This window comes from Tumebacillus lipolyticus (assembly GCF_042682745.1).
Classification (GTDB): domain Bacteria; phylum Bacillota; class Bacilli; order Tumebacillales; family Tumebacillaceae; genus Tumebacillus_A; species Tumebacillus_A lipolyticus.
The window spans coordinates 872,089-889,083 of the sequence record NZ_JBHUIO010000005.1 but is presented as its reverse complement, the minus strand read 5'-3'; the positions used below and the strand labels follow the sequence as shown (position 1 = coordinate 889,083).

At 56.6% G+C, this 16,995-nt stretch carries 21 protein-coding genes; 20 read left to right on the top strand and 1 reads right to left on the bottom strand.

Annotated features, from left to right (window positions below; translation table 11 throughout):
• The first annotated feature begins 39 nt into the window (after positions 1-39).
• Both upp and wecB read left to right on the top strand, forming a co-directional pair.
• The gene (gene upp / locus ACFSOY_RS09350) at positions 40-669 is read left to right on the top strand and encodes a uracil phosphoribosyltransferase (protein ID WP_386045943.1); all 630 of its coding nucleotides are present in this window, start codon (positions 40-42) and stop codon (positions 667-669) included.
• Positions 670-702: 33 nt separating this feature from the next.
• Positions 703-1,845, top strand: a complete 1,143-nt coding sequence (wecB, locus tag ACFSOY_RS09345) for a non-hydrolyzing UDP-N-acetylglucosamine 2-epimerase (protein ID WP_386045941.1) — start codon at positions 703-705, stop codon at positions 1,843-1,845.
• Between the two features lie 136 nt (positions 1,846-1,981).
• On the opposite strand, the gene ACFSOY_RS09340 is transcribed toward wecB, so the two are convergent.
• Positions 1,982-3,298, bottom strand: coding sequence for a tetratricopeptide repeat protein (locus ACFSOY_RS09340; protein WP_386045939.1), 1,317 nt, complete (start codon positions 3,296-3,298; stop codon positions 1,982-1,984).
• A gap of 211 nt (positions 3,299-3,509) precedes the next feature.
• Between ACFSOY_RS09340 and ACFSOY_RS09335 the strand changes: the two genes are divergently transcribed.
• From ACFSOY_RS09335 to nuoK, 18 genes are all read left to right on the top strand, one after another.
• Positions 3,510-4,694 (top strand): acetyl-CoA C-acetyltransferase, encoded by a 1,185-nt coding sequence (locus tag ACFSOY_RS09335; protein WP_386045937.1) that lies wholly within the window; start codon positions 3,510-3,512, stop codon positions 4,692-4,694.
• A gap of 287 nt (positions 4,695-4,981) precedes the next feature.
• Positions 4,982-5,368 carry a hypothetical protein gene (locus ACFSOY_RS09330; RefSeq protein WP_386045935.1) on the top strand — a complete coding sequence of 129 codons (387 nt, stop codon included), beginning with the start codon at positions 4,982-4,984 and terminating at the stop codon, positions 5,366-5,368.
• Between the two features lie 37 nt (positions 5,369-5,405).
• Positions 5,406-6,176, top strand: a complete 771-nt coding sequence (gene atpB / locus ACFSOY_RS09325; protein WP_386045934.1) for a F0F1 ATP synthase subunit A — start codon at positions 5,406-5,408, stop codon at positions 6,174-6,176.
• Positions 6,177-6,258: 82 nt separating this feature from the next.
• Positions 6,259-6,471, top strand: coding sequence for a F0F1 ATP synthase subunit C (atpE, locus tag ACFSOY_RS09320; protein ID WP_386045931.1), 213 nt, complete (start codon positions 6,259-6,261; stop codon positions 6,469-6,471).
• Between the two features lie 85 nt (positions 6,472-6,556).
• Positions 6,557-7,042, top strand: coding sequence for a F0F1 ATP synthase subunit B (atpF, locus tag ACFSOY_RS09315; RefSeq protein WP_386045929.1), 486 nt, complete (start codon positions 6,557-6,559; stop codon positions 7,040-7,042).
• Positions 7,039-7,572: a F0F1 ATP synthase subunit delta gene (locus tag ACFSOY_RS09310; protein ID WP_386045927.1), complete on the top strand. Its 534-nt coding sequence runs from the start codon at positions 7,039-7,041 to the stop codon at positions 7,570-7,572. The genes atpF and ACFSOY_RS09310 overlap by 4 nt, the downstream gene beginning before the upstream one ends.
• 18 nt (positions 7,573-7,590) lie before the next feature.
• Positions 7,591-9,099: a F0F1 ATP synthase subunit alpha gene (atpA, locus tag ACFSOY_RS09305; RefSeq protein WP_386045925.1), complete on the top strand. Its 1,509-nt coding sequence runs from the start codon at positions 7,591-7,593 to the stop codon at positions 9,097-9,099.
• A 50-nt stretch (positions 9,100-9,149) separates the two neighbouring features.
• The gene (gene atpG, locus ACFSOY_RS09300; protein ID WP_386045923.1) at positions 9,150-10,025 is read left to right on the top strand and encodes an ATP synthase F1 subunit gamma; all 876 of its coding nucleotides are present in this window, start codon (positions 9,150-9,152) and stop codon (positions 10,023-10,025) included.
• Positions 10,026-10,059: 34 nt separating this feature from the next.
• On the top strand, positions 10,060-11,469 hold the full coding sequence (atpD, locus tag ACFSOY_RS09295) for a F0F1 ATP synthase subunit beta (RefSeq protein WP_386045921.1): 1,410 nt from the start codon (positions 10,060-10,062) through the stop codon (positions 11,467-11,469).
• A 31-nt stretch (positions 11,470-11,500) separates the two neighbouring features.
• Positions 11,501-11,905, top strand: coding sequence for a F0F1 ATP synthase subunit epsilon (locus ACFSOY_RS09290; RefSeq protein WP_386045920.1), 405 nt, complete (start codon positions 11,501-11,503; stop codon positions 11,903-11,905).
• A 217-nt stretch (positions 11,906-12,122) separates the two neighbouring features.
• Positions 12,123-12,491 carry an NADH-quinone oxidoreductase subunit A gene (locus ACFSOY_RS09285; protein ID WP_386045918.1) on the top strand — a complete coding sequence of 123 codons (369 nt, stop codon included), beginning with the start codon at positions 12,123-12,125 and terminating at the stop codon, positions 12,489-12,491.
• Between the two features lie 29 nt (positions 12,492-12,520).
• A complete protein-coding gene (locus ACFSOY_RS09280) occupies positions 12,521-13,027 on the top strand; it encodes a NuoB/complex I 20 kDa subunit family protein (RefSeq protein ID WP_386046795.1) in 507 nt (168 codons plus the stop codon).
• Positions 13,028-13,570 carry an NADH-quinone oxidoreductase subunit C gene (locus tag ACFSOY_RS09275; protein ID WP_386045917.1) on the top strand — a complete coding sequence of 181 codons (543 nt, stop codon included), beginning with the start codon at positions 13,028-13,030 and terminating at the stop codon, positions 13,568-13,570. It begins immediately after the preceding gene.
• A 15-nt stretch (positions 13,571-13,585) separates the two neighbouring features.
• Positions 13,586-14,689, top strand: coding sequence for an NADH-quinone oxidoreductase subunit D (locus ACFSOY_RS09270; protein WP_386045915.1), 1,104 nt, complete (start codon positions 13,586-13,588; stop codon positions 14,687-14,689).
• The gene (nuoH, locus tag ACFSOY_RS09265; protein WP_386045913.1) at positions 14,689-15,690 is read left to right on the top strand and encodes an NADH-quinone oxidoreductase subunit NuoH; all 1,002 of its coding nucleotides are present in this window, start codon (positions 14,689-14,691) and stop codon (positions 15,688-15,690) included. The genes ACFSOY_RS09270 and nuoH overlap by 1 nt, the downstream gene beginning before the upstream one ends.
• A 20-nt stretch (positions 15,691-15,710) precedes the next feature.
• On the top strand, positions 15,711-16,145 hold the full coding sequence (locus ACFSOY_RS09260) for a NuoI/complex I 23 kDa subunit family protein (protein ID WP_386045911.1): 435 nt from the start codon (positions 15,711-15,713) through the stop codon (positions 16,143-16,145).
• The gene (locus ACFSOY_RS09255) at positions 16,145-16,672 is read left to right on the top strand and encodes an NADH-quinone oxidoreductase subunit J (protein ID WP_386045909.1); all 528 of its coding nucleotides are present in this window, start codon (positions 16,145-16,147) and stop codon (positions 16,670-16,672) included. Before ACFSOY_RS09260 ends, ACFSOY_RS09255 begins: the two co-directional genes overlap by 1 nt.
• 3 nt (positions 16,673-16,675) lie before the next feature.
• The gene (gene nuoK / locus ACFSOY_RS09250) at positions 16,676-16,984 is read left to right on the top strand and encodes an NADH-quinone oxidoreductase subunit NuoK (protein WP_386045907.1); all 309 of its coding nucleotides are present in this window, start codon (positions 16,676-16,678) and stop codon (positions 16,982-16,984) included.
• The last annotated feature ends 11 nt before the right edge of the window (positions 16,985-16,995 follow it).

The window sequence follows — 16,995 nt, the reverse complement described above, 5'->3', positions numbered from 1 at the left end:
TAATGGGAAGAGATTTGGAAAGGAAAAGGAGATCTGTCGATGAGCAAAGTCTATGTTTTTGATCACCCGTTGATCCAACATAAATTGACGTACATACGTGACAAGCACACCGGAACCAAGCAGTTCCGCGAGCTGGTCGAAGAGGTGGCGATGCTGATGGCCTACGAGGCGACCCGCGATCTGCCGCTTGAGGAGACGACGATCGACACGCCGGTCGCGACCGCCAAGACGAAGATCCTCGCCGGCAAGAAGCTCGGCGTCGTGCCGATCCTGCGCGCAGGGCTCGGCATGGTGGACGGCATCTTGAACCTGATTCCAAGCGCGAAGGTCGGCCATATCGGCCTCTACCGCGACCCGGAGACGCTGCAGCCGGTTGAGTATTACTGCAAGTTGCCGTCCGACATCGAGGAGCGCGATCTGATCGCCGTCGACCCGATGCTTGCGACCGGCGGGTCGGCCGCTGCTGCGATCACGTTTATGAAACAGCGCGGCGCGAAGAACATCAAGCTGATGTGCCTGATCGCCTCCCCAGAGGGCGTCGCCGTCGTGCAGCGCGAGCACCCGGATGTGGACATCTACGTGGCGGCTGTCGATGAGCGCCTCGACGATCACGGTTATATCACACCTGGTCTCGGAGATGCGGGCGACCGCCTGTTTGGGACGAAGTAGGTTTTGGCAGAGAAAAGGAGAGCGATGAACAAGATGGAACCCATTCGTGTACTGACGGTGTTCGGCACCCGTCCTGAAGCGGTCAAGATGGCTCCGCTGGTAAAAGCGTTGGAGCGAGCGGGAGAGCAAATTCACTCCCGCGTCTGCGTGACGGCGCAACACCGCCAGATGCTCGACCAAGTGCTTGAGCTGTTTGAGATCACGCCCGACTATGATCTGGACATCATGGAGCAGAGGCAGACGCTGACCGGCGTCACGATCAAGGCGCTGGCAGGGCTGCAGGAAGTGATCCAAAAGGAGCAGCCGCAGATCGTGCTCGTCCACGGCGACACTTCGACCACGTTTGTCGGCGCACTGGCAGCATTCTATCAACAGGTGGCGGTCGGACATGTCGAGGCGGGGCTGCGAACGCACGACAAGTATTCGCCGTTCCCGGAGGAGATGAACCGTCAGCTGACCGGGGTGATGGCAGATCTGCACTTCGCGCCGACCGAGCAGTCGAGGGCGAACCTGCTTGCGGAGAACAAGCGCGAGCAGACGATCATCGTCACCGGCAACACGGCGATCGACGCGATGGAGACCACCGTTCGCGATTCCTACTCGCACCCGATTCTCGACCAGATGAAGCCAGGACAGCGGTTGGTGTTCATGACGGCACATCGTCGGGAGAACCTCGGCGAGAAGATGGAGAACATCTTCCGCGCGGTGCGCCGCTTGGTGGACGAGCATCAAGACCTGGTGGTCGTCTATCCGGTGCACCTGAACCCGGCGGTGCAGGAGCCGGCGCGCAAGATCTTGGGCGATCATCAGCGCATCCATCTGACCGATCCGATGGACGTGTATGATGGACACAACTTCATGTCTCGCGCCTACCTGATCCTGACCGACTCGGGCGGCATCCAAGAGGAAGCGCCTTCGCTCGGCGTTCCGGTGCTGGTGCTGCGCGATACCACCGAGCGTCCTGAGGGGATCGATGCGGGCACGCTGAAGCTGGCCGGCACCGATGAGGAGACGATCTACAGAATGGCGAACGAGCTGATCACCGACGAGGAGGCGCACCGCAAGATGTCGATCGCGACCAACCCGTACGGTGACGGAAAGGCGTCCGACCGGATCGTGCAGGCGATCTTGCACCACTTCGGGCGGGGGGACAAGCCGGGGGAGTTCTCCGTCTAGCAGATGTCCTTCCCATCGCTTGACTCGCGCTTCCCTGCTGTGAGGCGTGAGCTGCACCAGGGGAGGAGCGCAAGAAAAAAGACCGTTGAGCCAACGCGAATGGCTGTCAACGGTCTTTTTCTGTTTCCCGAACGCTCTACGCCTGTTTGGAGCTTGGTCGCATGATCACGCCAAGGCTTTCATAGCCGGCCAGCGCTTCACCAAACAGCTGGGTCGCCATCGTCTGGTCGCCCGCCTTGGCGCAGATGCGCCCCAGCTTGACCAACAGATCGGGCAGGCGCGCTGGCATCGCCTGACTGCGGGCGAGCTGCAAGCTCTCTTCCAGCGCATGGCGGCCGGTCGATTCGTCGCCCACGAGACAGGAGATCTGATAGGACAGGGCGAGCGCCCGCGCGCGATCCTCTTCCGACAGGGAGATCACCTCGCTGCCGAGCGCCGCCTGCAAGCGGCTTTGCGCAGCGGCCACCTCGCCCGCATCGAGCAGCGCTTCGACATGATCGAGCATCGTCGCCAGCAGGGCAGGATCGCCGAGCGCCAGTTTTTGCTGGATGGCCAGCTCGTAGTGCAGGTTGGCCTGCTGATGGTCACCCGTCTTCACATAGAGCTCGGCCATGTGGCGCTCCGCTTCGGACAGCTCGTGCTGAGTCTCCAGCTGCCGCGAGATGCGCATCGCCTGCTGAAACAGATCGAGCGCTTGGTCGTATTGCTCCTGTTCGCGGTAGGTCGTGCCGAGCAGGAGCAGCGATTCTGCATACGCTTCCAAGTTGTTCATCTTCGAGACGAGCGCGATCGCCTGCTGCGCGGCGTCGAGCGCTTGGTCGTATTTGCCCAGCTTGTGGTAGGTTTGCGATAGGAGAGAGAGAACCTTGCGCCGCAGCTCATCGTCCTGTAGGTCGTGCAAAGATTGGTCCGCCTGCTTCAGGTAGTCGAGCGTCTGTGCGTAAAACGTTTGGCGGAAGGAAACTTGTGCAAACTGAAGGTAGATGTGCGGAAGCCATTGATGATGTCCAGACAGGTGGGCGGCAGACTGCGCTTCAAACAGGCGATCGTTGGCGCTGTGGTAGTCTTCCTGCAGCAGGGCGATGCGGGCGAGCAGAAGCGCCGATTGGGCGATGTACGAATGCAGTCGCAGATCCTGCGCATCGCTCAGGATCTCTTCCGCAAAGCGCGACGCCATCGAATAGCGTCTGCGCAGCACCAGCGCTTCCGCCTCGGCGAGCAGCGTCTTCGCGCGGCGACCGAGCGTCTCCTCAGGCGTTTCCTTAAAATAGCTGTAGGGCGTCTGCATCCGCTCGGCGAGGTAGCGCAGCAGTTCCTCAGAAGGAACTTGCAGATCCCGCTCGACGAGGCTGATCGTCGCAGGAGAGATATGATCGCCTGCCACGTCCTTCAACGTGAGATCCAATTCTTTGCGCTTCAGGCGCAACTTTTGGCCGAGGGTCAAATATTGCATGTCGATGTCTCCTATTCCGTGGACGCGTGAGATTCACTCTGTTGATGATAATTTACCACGCGATCAACCGAAGTGAAAAGAGGCGAACGGTCATTTGCCCGCAGGAGCGAGGCGCAGAAGGGCGGCGCGTGCAAAGGATGCGGCAGGGAAACAGGAGGGCGTCGAGAATATATAGTGGGAATAGTGTTTGTTTTCGAGAGGAGAGTTTTGAATGTCGAATCGAGATGCAGTGATTGTGAGCGCTGTTAGAACAGCGATCGGCAACTTTCAAGGCGCGCTGGCAGGGATTCCCGCTCCAGAGCTTGGCGCGATCGTGTTGCAAGAGGCGTTAAACCGCGCGGGAGTGTCTGCCGATCTGGTGGAAGAAGTGATCATGGGCAACGTGCTGCAGGCGGGCCTCGGGCAGAACCCGGCGCGTCAAGCAGCGGTCAAGGCAGGCCTGCCGAACACGATCGCTTCGATGACGATCAACAAAGTGTGCGGCTCCGGTCTGAAGGCGGTCATGCTGGCTGCGCAGGCGATCAAGGCGGGCGATGCTGATGTGATCCTCGCAGGCGGCATGGAGAACATGTCGCGCGCTCCCTATTTATTAGAAGGGGCACGTACCGGGTTCCGCATGGGCGATCAAAAAGTGGTCGACATCATGATCCGCGACGGCCTGTGGTGCGCATTTGATGACACGCATATGGGCATCACCGCGGAGAACGTGGCGGAGCGCTACGGTCTGACGCGCGAAGAGCAGGACGAGTTTTCCGCGTGGTCGCAACAAAAGGCGGAAGCGGCGCTCGCATCTGACCGATTCAAGGGCGAGATCGTGCCGGTGAGCATCCCGCAGCGCAAGGGCGACCCGATCGTCTTTGACAAGGATGAGTTCCCGCGCGCAGGCACGACCGCAGCGACGCTCGGCAAGCTGCGACCCGCCTTCAAAAAGGAAGGCACCGTCACCGCAGGCAACGCGTCTGGCATCAACGACGGCGCAGCAGCCGTCCTGGTCATGTCCCGCGAGAAGGCGGAACAGCTCGGGCTGAAGATTCTCGGCACCGTCAGCGCCTACGCGTCGGCAGGCCTCGATCCGAACGTGATGGGGCTCGGCCCGATCTACGCGACCCAAAAGGTGCTAGAGCGCGCGAACCTCTCCATCGCCGACATCGACCTGATCGAAGCGAACGAGGCGTTTGCCGCACAGTCCTTGGCGGTAGGCAAAGAGCTTGAGATTCCCCGCGAAAAGCTGAACGTCAACGGCGGTGCCATCGCCCTCGGCCATCCGATCGGCGCATCGGGCGCTCGCGTGCTCGTCTCGCTGATCCACGAGATGGAAAAGCGCGATGCGAAACGCGGCTTGGCGACGCTTTGCATCGGTGGCGGCCAAGGTGTAGCGCTCGTGTTTGAACGCTAAAAGGCACCGCTCCGAGGGGACTTTTAACAATTTTTTGTCCGTTTTATGAACGGCAGATAAAAGTCTCTTTTCGAACGTGTTCACCCCCCTTGGCTTCGTTGACAAGGCAAGGGGGGATATAGTAGTATGTTCTCTGGGTTGGGGTTTCATACAAGGGATTGGCGTTTTACCTGATGAAACCTCGTGGCTCAGAGGTTTTTTTGTGGACTCACATACATAAATTTACGACCTCAAGGTGACTGTAACAATGTGCCATTTTGAGGTAAAGATGGGAGTCTCGACACGACATGAACGAGTTTCAGCGCCTTGTCAGAAGAACGGTCAAATCCACTTTGACCGTCACGCTAGTTTTTGCGGCACTCTGGGCACTGTTGCCTAGCCTTCGGTCGCTCTTTGCCGGCCTGACCATCGGGTCGGCTGTCAGTCTGTACTTTGCTGTGAGCGCTTCCAAACAGACGGAGATGGCGGCAGATGTCGCCTTGCGCCAAGTGCGGAAACGGCCGAGCACCATCATGATGTACCGGATGGTGATGATCCTCGGGGCGGTGCTCGTCGTACAAGCTTTAGAACCCAAAATCGGGTATGTTAGTCTTCCTGGGCTCCTGATCGGCTTCTTCGTCTATCAGCTGGTGCTCTTGGTGGGCTTCCTATACAGCAAACTTAAAACTTCATAAGCACCATCACGCTATCTTGGAAGGGGTGAAATTTGAAATGGATCACTTATTTCCTACCCTCGGAGAAGGGATTTGGGCGGTCAACCTGACTGCGATCGGAACGAGCGTGCTGGCTGCGCTGGTCGTTTTGGTTCTGGCGCGTCTGGCGGTGGCGAACATCAACATTCGCCGACCACGCGGCATTCAGAACTTCTTCGAGTGGGTGGTCGACTTCATCACCGGCCTTGCGAAGGACACGATCGGTGACCGTGCGATGACTTATGTTCCGCTCGCATTCACTTTGATCATCTACCTCTTCGTGGCAAACCAGATGGGTCTGATCACCAACGTCGTCACTCATGTGCAAGAGCCGACCCTCGGGGTATCCCAAGGAATGCTCGACGCGCATGGCGGGGAAGGTCACATCGCTTGGTTTATGTCGCCGACTGCCAACCTGAGCGTCGCGATGGCGATGTCGGTCGGAATCGTAACCATGACGCACATCATCGGCCTGCGCAACCCGCGGAGCTACTTCAAGCACTACTTCGAGCCCAACCCGGCCTTCTTCATCCTTCATCTGATCGATGAAGCGGCGAAGTTCCTGACGCTCGGTCTGCGTCTTTACGGGAACATCTTTGCGGGTGAGGTGTTGATCGCCATCCTGCTGAGCGTCCCGATGCTGTTCGGCTTCGTACCGCTCGGCGGCATCCCGATGATCGTCTGGTTGGCGTACTCGCTGTTCGTAGGTACGATCCAAGCGTTCGTATTTACCGTTTTGACCCTCGTGTACATCTCGCAAAAACTGCCGCACAAAGAAGAAGCTCACTAGAGCTCGGCGGCGCACTGGCATCACGTTTTACCCTTTCAATCCAATAAAATTTATCTCTCTACCTTAAGGAGGTTCTTTTCTCATGGAAACTGCAATCGCTCTGTGCCTTGGTCTCGCAGCTGTTGGTGCTGGTATCGGTAACGGTCTTGTTGTAGGCCGCACAATCGAAGGTATCGCTCGTCAACCGGAAGCAAAAGGTATGCTGCAAACTCAAATGTTTATCGGTCTGGGTCTCGTAGAGGCACTCCCAGTTATCTCCGTTGCAATCGGTTTGATCCTCTTCGCATCTCGCTAAACCATTCCGGACGATCAGCAGGACGGCGGGGCGCTGTTACACGCCTGCGCCTTCCTTTTGTCCACCTCGAAAGGAGTGAATTTCAATGGAATTGCAACTGGGAACCATGCTTGTCCAGCTCGGAGTGTTTGTCATCCTCTTCCTGTTGCTGCGCAAGTTTGCATTTGGTCCTCTCATGCGTGTGATGAACGAACGCGCTCAATATATCGAGAATCAGATCACCACGGCTGAGAAAAACCGTGAGGAAGCGGACCGTCTGGCTGCTGAACATCGCTCTGCGATCGACAAGGCGAAGCAAGACGCGCACGAACTCATGGAGAACGCTCGCCGCACGGGCGAAAAGCAAGCGACCGACATCATCGCGGCTGCAGAAACTGAAGCGCGCCGCCTGAAAGAAGAAGCTGTGGCTGACATCAACCGTGAAAAAGAGCAAGCAATCGCTGAACTTCGCGAGCAAGTGGGCAACCTGTCGGTGCTCCTCGCAGGCAAGATCGTGAGCAAAGAGCTGAACGCAGAGGGGCATAAGGCTCTCTTCGAAGAAGCGGTTAAAGAAATGGGTGTTCGTGTATGAAGAACACCGTAGTTGCGAAGCGTTACGCAGAAGCTTTGTACAGTGTTGCGAGCGAACGCAATCAAGTTGATTCGGTCGAAAAGGAACTGGGGAGCATCCTCGACGTCTTCAACTCCCACCCGGAGCTGATGAACGTCCTTGAGCACCCTGGCATTTCGATCGACGCGAAGAAAAAGCAGGTTGCAGAGCTGTTTCAGGGTCGCGTTTCAGACCTCGTTCTCAATTTCCTGAACCTGCTGTTCGACCGCCGTCGCCAAGATGCGATCGTAGAGATCGGCGCAACGTATGTTGAATTGGCAGATGCGGCTCGCGGTCGCATCAAGGCGGAAGTAGAATCGGCAGTTCAGCTTTCTGATGAAGAACTGAACGCGCTGAAATCCAAGCTTGGCGTAAACGGCAAGCAGGTGGAGTTTGCGGCGAAAGTCAACCCGTCTCTGATCGGTGGGCTGAAAGTCCGCATCGGAGACCGTGTCCTCGACTACTCCGTAACCGGCCAGCTCGAACGTTTCCGTCAAACGCTCAAATACTAGTACGACTGGGGTGAGATCATGAGCATTCGTCCTGAAGAAATCAGTTCGCTGATCAAGCAGCAGATTGAAAACTATCAATCTGAAGTTCAAGTATACGACGTAGGCACCGTAATTCAAGTTGGTGACGGTATTGCTCGTATCCATGGTCTTGAGAAAGTAATGGCCGGGGAACTTCTCGAATTCCCGAACGGCACCTTGGGTATGGCGTTCAACCTTGAAGAAAACAACGTCGGTGCGGTTGTCCTCGGTACCGTTCTCGGTATCAAAGAAGGCGACCAAGTAAAACGTACCGGCCGCATCGCGCAAGTTCCGGTAGGTGAAGCACTGATCGGCCGCGTTGTAAACGCTCTCGGTCAACCGATCGACGGCCGCGGCCCGATCGAAACGAAAGAATTCCGTCCGATCGAGTCTCCGGCTCCGGGCGTTATCGACCGTAAATCGGTTCACGAGCCGATGCAAACGGGTATCAAAGCGATCGACGCGATGATCCCGGTCGGCCGCGGTCAGCGCGAGCTGATCATCGGTGACCGCCAAACGGGTAAAACTGCCGTTTCGCTCGACACGATCATCAACCAAAAAGGCCAAGGCGTCATCTGCGTATACGTCGCAATCGGCCAAAAGCAATCGACGATCGCACAAGTTGTGGAAACCCTGCGCAAGCACGGTGCGATGGAGTACACCATCGTCGTTTCCGCATCCGCATCCGATCCGGCTCCGCTGCTCTTCCTGGCTCCGTACGCAGGTTGCGCGATGGGCGAATACTTCATGTACAAGGGCGGTCACGTTCTCTGCGTATACGATGACCTGTCCAAACAAGCTGCAGCATACCGCGAAATGTCCCTGCTGATGCGCCGTCCTCCGGGCCGCGAAGCATTCCCGGGCGACGTCTTCTACCTGCACTCCCGTCTGCTGGAGCGCGCAGCGAAGCTGTCTGACGCACGCGGTGGCGGTTCTCTGACCGCGCTGCCGTTCATCGAGACCCAAGCGGGTGACGTTTCGGCGTACATCCCGACCAACGTAATCTCCATCACCGACGGCCAGATCTTCCTGGAGTCCGACCTGTTCAACTCCGGTCAACGCCCGGCAGTAAACGTAGGTCTCTCCGTATCTCGCGTAGGTGGTTCCGCTCAGATCAAAGCGATGAAAAAGGTTGCAGGTACCCTGCGTCTTGACCTCGCGCAATACCGCGAACTGCAAGCGTTCGCACAGTTCGGCTCCGACCTCGACAAAGCGACCCAAGCGCGTCTCGACCGCGGTGCTCGCCTCGTTGAGATCCTGAAACAAGGTCAATACCAGCCGCTGACTGTTGAAAAGCAGGTCATCTCCCTCTGGGCGGCTGTAAACGGACATGCGGACGATGTTCCGGTCACTTCCATTCGTCGCTTCGAATCCGAATGGCTGGCGTTTGCGGACACCAACTATCCGCAGATCGCAAAAGCGATCGTCGAGAGCAAAGACCTCTCCAAAGAGACTGAAGCGCTGCTCAAAGAAGCGGTCGCGAAGTTCAAAACGACTTTCGTTGGGTAATCCAAGCTGTCGTCTAGCATAACCATTTCATCTGGTAAGGTGGTGGAATCATGGCAAATACCCGCGACATTCGTCAGCGGATTCGGTCCGTGAAAAACACCCAACAAATCACCAAAGCGATGAAAATGGTAGCTGCGGCAAGGTTGCGCCGGGCACAAGAGCGCACAGAACAAGCGCGCCCGTACGCAGCAAAACTTGAAGAAGTAATCGGTAGCATCGCATCTGGCAGCGGCGCAGTGAACCATCCGATGTTGGTTTCGCGCCCTGTTAAGAAAACCGGTTATGTGGTCATCTCCTCCGACCGCGGCCTCGCAGGTTCTTTCAACGCACAGGTCATCCGTACTGCTGTGAACCAAATGCGTGGCAAATCGCAAAACGAGTATGCAGTTTTTGCGATCGGTCGCAAGGCGCGCGACTTCTTCAAGCGTCGTGGATACCCGCTCGTCGGTGAAGTTGTTGGTCTGTCGGACAATCCGACCTATGCGGATATTAAGTCTGTAGCTACTCAAGTTGTGCAACTGTTCCAAGACGGTGTGTATGACGAGGTGTACGTGCTCTACAACGAGTTCGTCAACCCGCTCGTGCAAAACCCGGTCTCCCGCAAACTGCTCCCGCTGGAAGATGTGGGCGCTCAGAAGGAGAAGCCGGCACCAGGGACGATCACAGCAAAATACGATTACGAGCCATCGGCTGAAGCGGTTCTGGACAATCTCCTGCCGAAGTACGCTGAGACGTTGATCTTCTCCGCCGCGCTGGAATCGAAAGCTTCCGAGTTCGGTGCCCGGATGACAGCGATGGGCGCTGCGACAGATAACGCAGCGACGATCATCAACAACTTGACGCTGGCGCTCAACCGCGCTCGTCAAGCGGCGATCACCACGCAGATCACCGAGATTGTCGGCGGTGCTGCAGCACTCGAATCATAAGCACCCATAAGAACGCACGAATGGAGGGAAACGTGTGAACACTGGACGTATCAATCAGGTTCTGGGCGCAGTTGTAGACGTTCGTTTCCCGGAAGGACAGCTTCCGGCTCTCAACAACGCACTGACCATTACGTATAAAGCACAAAACGAAGGTGAAACTGACATCAACCTCACGCTTGAAGTCGCGCTTCATCTCGGTAACAATGTTGTTCGTACGATCGCAATGTCTTCCACCGACGGCCTGGTGCGCGGGATGGAAGTTGTTGACTCCGGCGCTCCGATCTCCGTGCCGGTCGGACCGGCTACTCTGGGCCGCATCTTCAACATCCTCGGGGATACGATCGACGAAGCAGGTCCGGTCGCAGTTGAGCGCAGAGACCCGATCCACTCTCCGGCACCGGAGTATGCAGATCTGTCCACCAAGGTTGAAATCTTCGAAACTGGCATCAAAGTTATCGACTTGCTCGCACCGTACATCAAGGGCGGTAAGATCGGTCTGTTCGGCGGTGCTGGTGTAGGTAAGACCGTTACCATCCAGGAGCTCATCCACAACATCGCGAAGCAGCACGGCGGTTTCTCCGTATTCGCAGGTGTTGGTGAGCGTACCCGCGAAGGGAACGACCTCTACCACGAGATGAGAGATTCTGGCGTAATCGAGAAGACCGCCATGGTCTTCGGCCAGATGAACGAGCCGCCGGGCGCACGTGCTCGCGTAGCGCTGACCGGTCTGACCATCGCTGAATACTTCCGCGATGTGGAAGAGCGCGACGTTCTCTTCTTCATCGACAACATCTTCCGCTTCACCCAAGCGGGTTCCGAAGTATCCGCACTGCTCGGCCGTATGCCGTCCGCAGTAGGTTACCAGCCGACCCTGGCAACTGAGATGGGTCAGCTGCAAGAGCGGATCACCTCGACCAAAAAAGGTTCTGTCACCTCGATCCAAGCGATCTACGTTCCGGCCGACGACTACACCGACCCGGCTCCGGCAACCGCGTTCGCTCACTTGGATGCGACGACCAACCTTGAGCGTAAAATCGCCGAGCAAGCGCTGTTCCCGGCGGTTGACCCGCTCGCTTCTACGTCCCGCGCACTGTCCCCGGACATCGTAGGCGAAGAGCACTACACTGTAGCACGCGGCGTTCAGTCCGTTCTGCAGCGCTATAAAGAACTGCAAGACATCATCGCGATCCTCGGGATGGACGAGTTGAGCGATGAGGACAAATCGACCGTTGCGCGCGCTCGTAAAATCCAGCGTTTCCTGACGCAGCCGATGAACGTTGCAGAACAGTTCACCGGTAAGCCGGGACGCTATGTGAAGATCGCCGACACGGTTCGCGGTTTCAAAGAAATCCTCGAAGGCAAGCACGACGACATTCCGGAGGGTGATTTCTACATGGCGGGTACGATCGACGAAGTTGTCGAGCGTGCGAAGAATAATGCCTAAAGCTCCATCTTGGGCTTAGGAGGTAACCGATATGAACAAAATGCCTATCGAAATCGTCACTCCTGAACGCAAGGTGTACTCGAAAGAGGCAAACCTGATCATCGCTCGCGGCGGCGACGGCGACCTCGGCATCATGGCGGGTCACACGCCGGTCGTCACCACCTTGAAGATCAGCACCCTCCGTGTAAAGACTGACCAAGGCGAAGATGTGATCTCCGTCGCCGGTGGCTTCCTCGAAGTGAAACCGGAGAAGGTAACTGTGCTCGCAGAAGCGGCAGAGCTGCCAGAAGAGATCGATGTCGACCGTGCGACCCGCGCGAAAGAGCGTGCGGAACGCCGTTTGGCTGATCGTTCGGATAGCCTCGATCAATCCCGTGCGGAAATTGCGCTTCAGCGTGCGATCAATCGTCTGAATGTGGCGAAGAACAACCGCTAAACTCCATACAGCTCAGGCTCCACACATCCATGTGTGGGGCTTTGCTGTTCTTTGATATTTTCTGTCGAGTAAAAACGGACAGATTTGGAAAATGCTATGAGAGAGTCTGTTTTTTGCCCTGTACTTGCGCTTGAAGCATGGTTTTACATGGCTTCTCGACTTTGTTATAATGTTGGGGGCAAAACTGTGAAATCTTTTTGAAGATGGAGGGGCTAGTATGGTCTCGTTTTGGAACAGTTACGTTTTCATCACCCTGTTCCTCGCTTTAGGCTTGTTGCTCCCGATCGGGGCGTTGTGGATTCTCGGGCCGCTCTTGCGTCCGAAAAACCCGACGCCGGAGAAGCTGACGACCTATGAGTCCGGCGTTGAACCATTCGGTGAAGCACACGTGCGGTATAACGTCCGCTACTATCTATTTGCACTTATGTTTGTGGTGTTTGACGTCGAAATTATGTACCTGTATCCATGGGCAGTATCTTTTGAGAGCCTCGGCCTGTTCGGTCTGGTCGAGATGCTGATCTTCCTCGGACTGTTGGCTATCGGTCTGGTCTATGCCTGGAAAAAGAAGGTGTTGGAATGGAAATGACAAAAGACACAAACCAACAGCCTGCCTACATGCAGTTTGAGGGCTTTTCAGAAGAGGAGTCCAAAGAGCTGTCCAAGGCGGGCATCATCGTCGGAACGCTTGAGCAGATCAAAGGATGGGCGCGCTCCAACTCGCTGTGGCCGCTTACTTTTGCCACCGCTTGCTGCGGCATTGAGATGATGGGCACAGGCGCTGCCAACTATGACCTCGACCGCTTCGGCATCATCTTCCGCGCATCGCCGCGCCAAGCGGACTGCATCATCATCGCCGGCACGATCACCAAGAAGATGGCGCCGATCTTGAAGCGCCTCTACGATCAGATGCCGGAGCCGAAATGGGTGGTCGCGATGGGTTCCTGCGCCACTGCGGGCGGTCCCTATGTGCGCGCCTATTCGGTCGTCAAAGGTGCAGACCAAGTCATCCCGGTCGATGTCTACATCCCGGGTTGCCCGCCGTCTCCGCCAGCATTGATCTACGGGCTGAACAAACTTCAGGATAAGATTCGTTTGGAAGCCAAAGGAAAGAAGGTGCGATAGATGAGCGAAGAGACTAAAGCGCCTGAAGCTACAAAAGCAACAGAAGAAACGCCAGAGCCTGTTGATCCGCGCATCGAAAAGGCGAACGGACAGCTGGAGCTGGTGAAGAGCAAGGTGGTCGCCAAGTTTGGTGAAGAGGTGATCGAAGAGGCGCTGCTGGCCAAATTCCAGCCGACTCTGGTCATCCAAAACGAACGCTGGGCAGACGTCGTCGAGTTCCTGAAGGTGACAGACGAGCTTGGTTTCGTCTATCCGGAAGCGATGGCTGGCACCGACCACATGGCAAAAGGTTATTTTGAGGTGTATCTCTACCTGCACTCGTTTGTGCTCGACATGGACTTGGCGGTAAAGGTGCGCACCGGGCGCGAAGAGCCGAGCATCCCGTCGGTCACGCATCTGTTCAGCGGCGTGAACTGGGAGGAGCGCGAGATCTTCGACCTGCTCGGCGTACCGTTTACCGGACATCCAGATATGAGACGCATCATGTTGGAAGACCATTGGCAAGGTCATCCGCTGCGCAAAGATTACGTTGTGAAGGACTAGGGGGAAAGGAAAGCGATGGCAGAAATACGCACTGAAGAACTATTGATGAACATCGGTCCTCAGCACCCTAGTACGCACGGCGTGCTGCGCGTTGTGGTCAAGGTGGACGGCGAGATCATCCGGGATGTAGAACCGGTGGTCGGCTACCTGCACCGCGGGACTGAAAAGTTGGCAGAAGACCTGCAATATACGCAGATCATTCCGTATACGGACCGCATGGACTACCTGGCATCGATGATCAACAACCATGCGATCGTCAATGCGGTGGAGCGGGCGATGGACCTGCAAGTGCCGGAGCGTGCAGAGCATCTGCGCGTCATCGTCGTCGAGCTCAACCGCATCGCATCACACTTGGTGTTCTTGGGCACCTATCTGCTCGACCTGGGCGCGATGAGCCCCTTCTTGTATGCGTTTGCAAACCGCGAGAAGATCATCGACATGTTCAACCGCATCTCCGGCGCTCGCCTCACGTTCAACTACATGCGCGTAGGCGGCGTGAAATGGGATGCTCCCGAAGGATGGGTGCAGGATGTGCTCGATTTTATCGCACATCTGCGCAAAGAGATGAACATGTTCCACGAGCTGGTCTCCGGCAACGAGATCTTCTTGGAGCGCGTCAAGGGAGTCGGCATCTACGATGCGGACACCGCGCTCAACTACGGGCTGTCCGGCATCAACCTGCGCGCGACCGGCTTCAACTGGGACTTGCGCAAAAACAAGCCGTACTCGATCTACGATCGCTTCGACTTCAATGTGATCGTCGGCGAGAAGGGCGACTGCTATGACCGCTACGTCTGCCACATGAGCGAGATCGTCGAATCGATGAAGATCGTCGAGCAGGCGGCACAGCAGATCCCAGATGGCCCGGTGATGGGCAAAGTTCCGAAGATTCTGCGCGTGCCGGCGGGTGAATACTACTCCGCTGTCGAAGGCGCTCGCGGCGAACTCGGCCTGTACATCGTGTCGGAAGGAAAAGACAAACCGTACCGCATGAAATGGCGTCGTCCCTCCTTCATCAACCTGCAGATCTTGCCGAAGCTTTTGGAAGGCCAGACGATGTCCAACCTGATTGCAGTCCTCGGTGCGGTCGATATCGTGCTTGGGGAGGTTGACGCATAATGGTGGAGTTTTTCTCCTGGTTGGATAAACCGCTGGAACTGTCAACGTTCCTGAACATGGTGATCGGCGCTGTGATCATTCTCGCCTTCATCCTCGGGGTCGTGACCTACACGATCTATTTTGAGCGGAAGGTCATCGGCTGGATGCAGTGGCGGATCGGCCCGAATCGCGTCGGCCCGCTCGGTCTGCTCCAGACGGTGGCAGACGTTTTGAAGCTGTTGATCAAAGAGGACGTCGTTCCGGCGAAAGCGGACCGCTCGATCTTCCTGATCGCCCCGATCATCGCCTTCTTCCCATCGTTTATGGTGCTGGCGATCATCCCGTTCACCGCGACGCACATCTTCACCGCTGCCAGCAACGTCGGCGTGCTGTACTACATCGCGCTGTCGGCGCTGAGCATCTTGGGCGTCGTGCTCGGCGGCTGGGCTTCGAACAACAAATACTCGCTGATCGGCGGGATGCGCTCTGCCGCGCAGATGATCTCCTACGAAGTGCCGCTGGCGATGTCGATGCTCGGCGTCGTGCTGCTGGCAGGTTCCTTGAACCTCGTCGAGATCGTCGAACAGCAAAAGCAATTCCCGTACGTTTGGTACATCGTGCCGCAAGCGCTCGGGTTTATCATCTTCATCATCTCGGCGACTGCAGAGCTGAACCGCACACCGTTCGACTTGCCGGAGGCAGAGTCTGAGCTGGTCGGCGGCTACTTCACCGAGTACACCGGCTTCCGCTTCGCTTTCTTCATGCTGGCAGAGTACGTGTATGTGTTCGCGATGTCTGCGCTCGGCACCACCTTGTTCCTCGGAGGTTGGGAAGGGCCGTTCCTGCCGGGCTGGCTGTGGTTTGCGATCAAGGTGTCGGCGTTTATCTTCTTCTTCTTCTGGGTGCGGGCTACCATGCCGCGTATTCGTACCGACCAACTGCTCGTCTTCAGCTGGAAAGTGCTGATTCCGCTGTCCTTGCTGAACTTGGTGATCACAGCGGTCGTCAAATACCTGATCTAAATACAAAGTGGGGTGAAATCATGTTCGGTTTCCTAAAAGGGTTGAAAGTCACCTTTGCCCAACTCACGCATAAGAAGGTCACCCTGATGTATCCGGATGAGATGCCAGACTTTGGCGAACGCTTCCGTGGTGTCCACAAGTTCTCGCCGGAGAAATGCATCGTGTGCAACCAGTGCGCACGGGTCTGTCCGACTTCATGCATCTCGCTTTCTGGCTCGCGCGGCGGCGATAAGAAGCTCCATATCGACACGTACGATATCAACTTCGAGATCTGCATCCTCTGCGATCTCTGCACCGAAGTGTGCCCGACCGAAGCGATTCAGATGACCGATACGTTTGAGCTTGCGACTTACAACCGCGTCGACCTGTACAAGAACATCTTCTGGCTCGATGACAATCGCAAAAAGGACGAGGGCATCCTTGAACATGGTGCTTCAGCCGGGGGTGACAAATAATGTTTTCCGGCATTGAATTTACAGGGCAGAACATCGCCTTTTTTCTGATCTCGATGTTTGTCATCGCCTGTGGTGTGATGATGCTCACCTTGCGCAAAGTCCTCTACATGGCATTGTCTGTCGGCGGTGTCTTCATCGGGGTAGCTGGCATCTACATCATGCTCGAAGCTGAGTTTCTCGCCTTTATCCAAATCCTGCTCTATGCGGGCGCGATTACGATCATGATGCTGTTTGCGATCATGCTCACACGGCACGATGAGGTGGAGAAGCCGCAAAGGGTCACCGCACACCCGGTGTGGGCGGCGATCGGTGCGATCGGCATCGGTGCGATCATCCTCTATGTGACCAAGTTTGCTGGGCTGCGCTGGCCGAGTGCGACCGACTCCCCGTGGGAAGGTCAGGACAACGTCAAGCTGATCGGCGAATCGCTGTTTGGCCAGTACGTCATTCCGTTCGAACTGGTCTCGCTGGTGCTGATCGTTGCGCTGGTAGGCGCGGTTACTCTTGCGAACAAGGAGGAGAAGTAATCGATGCTGTCAGTTGAACAATTTATCACGCTCGGTGCGATCATGTTCTGCATCGGACTGTTCGGCGCTTTGACCAAGCGCAACATCATCATCGTCCTCGTATCGGTTGAACTGATGCTCAATGCGGTAAACATCAACCTGCTGGCATTCGCACGCTATGGTCTGATGCCGTCGATGAACGGTCAAATCTTCACACTCTTTGCGATGACGATCGCGGCGGCTGAATTGGCTGTGGGTCTGGCAATTTTGATCTCGTTATACCGCAACCGCAACACCAGCGACGTTCGGGATCAGGACCTCATGAAATGGTAATTCGGGGTTCA